At 63.7% G+C, this 4,877-nt stretch carries 2 protein-coding genes; both read right to left on the bottom strand.

Annotation, left to right across the window (positions count from 1 at the left end; all coding sequences use genetic code 11):
* Positions 1 to 129 precede the first annotated feature (129 nt).
* On the bottom strand, positions 130 to 597 hold the full coding sequence (locus tag ACWDTF_RS24575; protein WP_240862853.1) for an SMI1/KNR4 family protein: 468 nt from the start codon (positions 595 to 597) through the stop codon (positions 130 to 132).
* Positions 598 to 622: 25 nt separating this feature from the next.
* Positions 623 to 4,877 (bottom strand): HNH/ENDO VII family nuclease (locus tag ACWDTF_RS24570; RefSeq protein WP_449755230.1); only part of this gene is annotated, 4,255 nt, incomplete at its 5' end.

The following is a 4,877-nucleotide window of genomic DNA, read 5'->3' as shown; positions in this document are numbered from 1 at the left end:
CAAACTCCGAAGAGTTCGACGTGAACTTCCCCAGAGCATCCTGCAACGACCCCGCATGAGACTTCACCACCGTGTGATCAACCTCGAAAAAACCACTACCCGACAAAGCCGCGAAAACACTGCCACCAACTAATCGCCAGTGTCGACATTCAACATGCCGAGAGCAAACTCACCGAAGTCATCAAATCGCTCACCTGGAACAAAATCTCCCGTACCCGGCGACCAAATCTTCACCGGACACTCCCCATCCGCATCACGCTCCGACGTATCCAACACATACCACTCACCCATACCCGTATCGCTCACAATCACGAGCGACGCTGGCAGTCCGCTATCTAGACGCTCCCTGAGGCTTATGCCAACGCTCGGGACCCCAGACTCCGCAGTAACTGGCTTCCCGGGGATCAACCCGTAAAATTCTCTGGAGTTAACATCCCCAAGCCCTAACGACGCCACGAATTGGCGATACGACGGGGGGAATGCCACTCCAAGTTGAGACTCCGCATCGGCTATCTCGCCCTCAGTTACCGCGCCTTCGAAATCGCCGTCCTCAGCCGGTGCCCGGTCTATAAACGACCGCACTTCTTCGATACCCAAGAAATTATTCCTTTCGCTTCAGCACTCACGTGAAGTCGTGGCGCCTGGCCCGCCAGTATCTTCCACGCCAACTGTCGAATGCCGATCTGTTAATCCCAGAAGGGGTTGAACTAGGATTGATATGCAGCAATCCGTGATTCTCTTTATGTACCTGTTGTGTAAGTTCAACAATCGGGCTGTTGTCTCGCTGGCCGATATGGTGCAAGTTCAACGGATTTCCGTCATGCCCAATCGGAGCATTTCCTCGCTTCATTCGTTCGAGGTTGGTTCGGCCGCGCTCATCGACACGGGTCGGGTCGAATAGGTCGTCGCGCTGCCACACATTCTTACCCTTGACCTCCTTACGCGTCCAGAAATCACCCTTCCCCTTGAAGTGGATCTTAAGCCCGAGTGGGTCGACCGCGACGTGTGGGTTGTGGACGTAGGCGGTGGCGCTGGCCGGGTTGGGCCCCACACCCAACGGGTCGGGGCTGGTGTAGGTGGCCGTCGCCGGGTTGTAGAACCGGAACCGGTTGTAGAACAGCCCGCTTTCCGGGTCGTGTTGCTGACCGGCGAACCCCAACGGACTCGACACACCCTGCCAGGTGGTGTGCCCCCACACACTGCGCACCGCACGCCCAGCAACCTGCCCGGTGAGCGGGTCCACCAACTCCGTCGGCGCACCCGCCAAATCCGCGACGATCGCATAAAACTCGGTATCCACCCGCCCCTGCGACCACCCATCAACACCACCACGATGACCATCGGGTGCTGGATAGGCGACGGGTGGCGTGATGTCGGGTGGCGTGATGTCGGGTGTTGTCTTGTCTGGTGTGGTGTCGGTGTGCGGGGTGTGGTGGACAACTTCCTGAGACACCACGTCCCCACCATCGGGGTGATAGGTCCACACCCACGTCGACGACGCCCCGGCCGCAACCGGACCGCGCGGGGTCAGGGCCGTATTCGACTGCAGGACCAGATCGTTACCGTCCCACCCGAATACCACCTCATCAAGAATCCGGCCATCACGATCGACATGGGACTTGCTGACCCGACGCCCCAACCCGTCATAGCCGTACCGCCAGCGCGTCCCATCACCGCACCCCACCTCACGAATCTGGCCGCCATCGGTATACGAGAACTCGGTCACCTCCGCCTTACGGGACAACCGTGCCCGCACCCGCACCCGCAGCCGGCCCGCCGCATCATAGGTGAACCGATCCCGACCCACCCGAGTGACCAACGTCCCCGACCGAGACACCCGATCCGAACCATCCACCCGCGCCACACCCGCCACCGGCGACGCCGCCACCCCCACCGGCTGACCCGCACCACTATCCGCGCGCGCCAACACCCCCGACGGCGTGTACCCAAACCACTCACCACCACCAGCACCGGTACCCGCGGCGCGGGTGCCGCCGACAGTCGACGGGACCGCTGCGGTGACCCGGCCCGAAGCGTCCACATCAAAGCGCGTCGCCCCCGCCACCGCATCATCCACGCCGGTCACATACCCGTCGGCCCGATACGACCACACCCGCCCCGCCACCAACCGCTGCGCCCCGGTGGCCTGTTCCCCACCGGCGACTCGTTCCGCACCGGCCAGGACGTGTTGGCGCGACAGGCGGCCACGCCGGTCAAAAGACTGCCGTAACCGTGCCGACCGCCCGAACCGGCGTTCACTCTCCCGACCCGCCCCGTCATAGCCGAACCCGATCCGCCGACCTTCCGGGGTGGAAAAGCGTCCCCCGGCATCGATACCCGCCAACCGGCCGGCCGCATCGAAACCGAACGTCGCCGACCACGACCGCCCACCCGTGGTGACCTCCCGATCCGTACGCCGCCCCACACTGTCGAACCGTGACCGCACCACCACCCCGTTGACCGTCTCGGCCACCACCCGACCCACACCATCGCGCTCGAACTCCACGCGCGCATCACCATTGACCACCGACACCAAATCCCCAGCGACGTCATAGCCATACTCGGTCACACCATCAGCAGTGGCCGCCTCCGACACCAACCGCCCCAACAGATCAAAACGTCGAGCCCGAACATGCCCGAGCGCATCAGTCACCACCACCGGCCGGCCCAGACCATCCAACCCGAACGTGCTGCGCGCCCCGTTGTAGTCGGTTTCCGCGACCACCCGCGCATCCCGGTCACGCTCGAACCGCCACGACAAACCATCAGGACTACGCACCCAGGTCTGCTCCATCGTGGAGTCATACCCGATCTCCACACGCCCACCCGACGGGTCGATCACCGCCCGCGGATGATCGAACACCGTGTACTCGGTGCGCGTCACATGCCCAGCCTCATCAACCACCTCGACCTGGTTGCCCTCCGCGTCATAACCCAACCGCACCCCGGTCCCATCGGGATACACCTGGCCCAGCAACCAGCCCTCCACCGTGAACTCCGAGCTGGTCACCGCACCATCGGGGTCGGTCACCGCCACCACATCACCGAACACATTGCGCTCAAAACTCCACACCCGCTGCGCCGGATCAATCACCCGCACCACCCGACCCGCCGCGTCATAGTCAAACTCGGTGCGCGCACCATCGGCATCCACCCGCGCCGCAGTGACCACACCCGAAGCCCGCACCACATGCTCGAACCGCGTAACCGCACCCACCGGATCGGTCACCGCCACCACACTGCCGAACCCATCCAGCACGGCTTCACTGACCCGGCCGGCCTCATCGGTCACCCGCGCCGGCATCCCCCACGTCCCACGCTCGATGGAACTGACCCGGCCCTGCGGATCGGTCGTGGCCACCTCACACCCGAACTCATCGAACACCGTCTCCCAACGGGCACCATCACCACCGGTAAACGCCGTCGGATTGTGGTGCACATCGTGTTCGAACTCGGTCACCACCCCCTCGGCCGACACGATGCGCCACACATCACCGGCCGCGGTCGAGCGATACACCCACGGCTGAATCCGGCCCAACACCTCATCAACCAGCAACTCCTCGGCAACCACCAAACCCGGCTCAACCACGCTCGAGTCCACCGCACCGTCACGGCCACGACCAGTCAACCCCGCCCCAGCCAACCCACCCGACTCCAACAACGCCACGATCGGCAACTGCGCCAACCGCGCCAACCGCTCCTCGATACGCTCATCACGTTCGTGCTCGGCCAACACGTCGGTCACCGTCTCCACCAACACCACAATCCGGCCACCCACCGGGGCATCGGCACCCACATCCGGCAGATGCACCAACGCATTCGGGAACATCCCCGACGTACCGACCTGCCGCACCACCCGGCCGCGATCGTCGTACCGGTAGTGATACGACACCCGGTTGCGGTCAGTCCACGACACGATCCGCGCAGCATCGTCATAAGCGAACCGCATCGGCACACCACTGGAATTGACCACCTCGGCAAGATTGGCGCGCGCGTCATACCGGTAGGACACCACCGGGGTCGACACACCCACCTCATCACGCACCGCCAACCCCAACACCCGGCCCGTCACCGCATCAGTATCGACCTCGACCACCGCACCGCCACCATGACGAACCTCGCGGACCAACCCGCTCTGCTGGTCATACACCAACTCGAACCGGTGCCCCGTCCGCGACACCACCGCACTGAGCCCGATCACCACCGCCGAGTCCGCCACCCCCGCCAACGACGACGAACCCGCCACCGGTACCGAACCAACCGCCAACACCGAATCCCGGGGTACTTCATCCTGGTGCGGCTCATCAGCGGTCATCCGCACCGAGCCCTCATCGCCGACGACCGAAAACTCATACGTCACACCAGCAGCCACATTGCGTACCCGATACGCGCCATCAACAAAAGACAACGGCATCGTGCCCACCCGCGGCATCACCTCACCGACCGCGTCAGGATCGGGCCGGTCGTACCACAACACCGAACCATCCACATTCACCAACGCGATACCGTCAGCATCCACCTCGACCCGGCAATCGAACAACGACGCCCACGACGGACCAAACGCCGTCCCCAACCCGAACGACGACACCGCTTTACGCTCCACAATCAACGGCAACTCGCCACCGATCGTCAGATCCACAAAATCATCGACCATCGCCCCGGTCGCCATATCCACCGGCTCGGCACCACGGCAGATATACCGCGACGGACGAGCCCGCTCCGCCAACTCCTTCGCCGCGTTCTTCCCCACCCCCTTCATACCCAGCTTCGCCAACTGGGCACCCTTACCCGCCCCCGGTATCGCCCCCACCGCCGACATCGCGAACTCACCCCACGACATATTCCCCGTCAACGTCAACGCCAACCCGATACCCACA

The organism is Gordonia sp. NPDC003422 (assembly GCF_053588675.1).
Note: the sequence above shows the minus strand (reverse complement) of the source record. Positions and strands in the feature narration are given on the sequence as shown.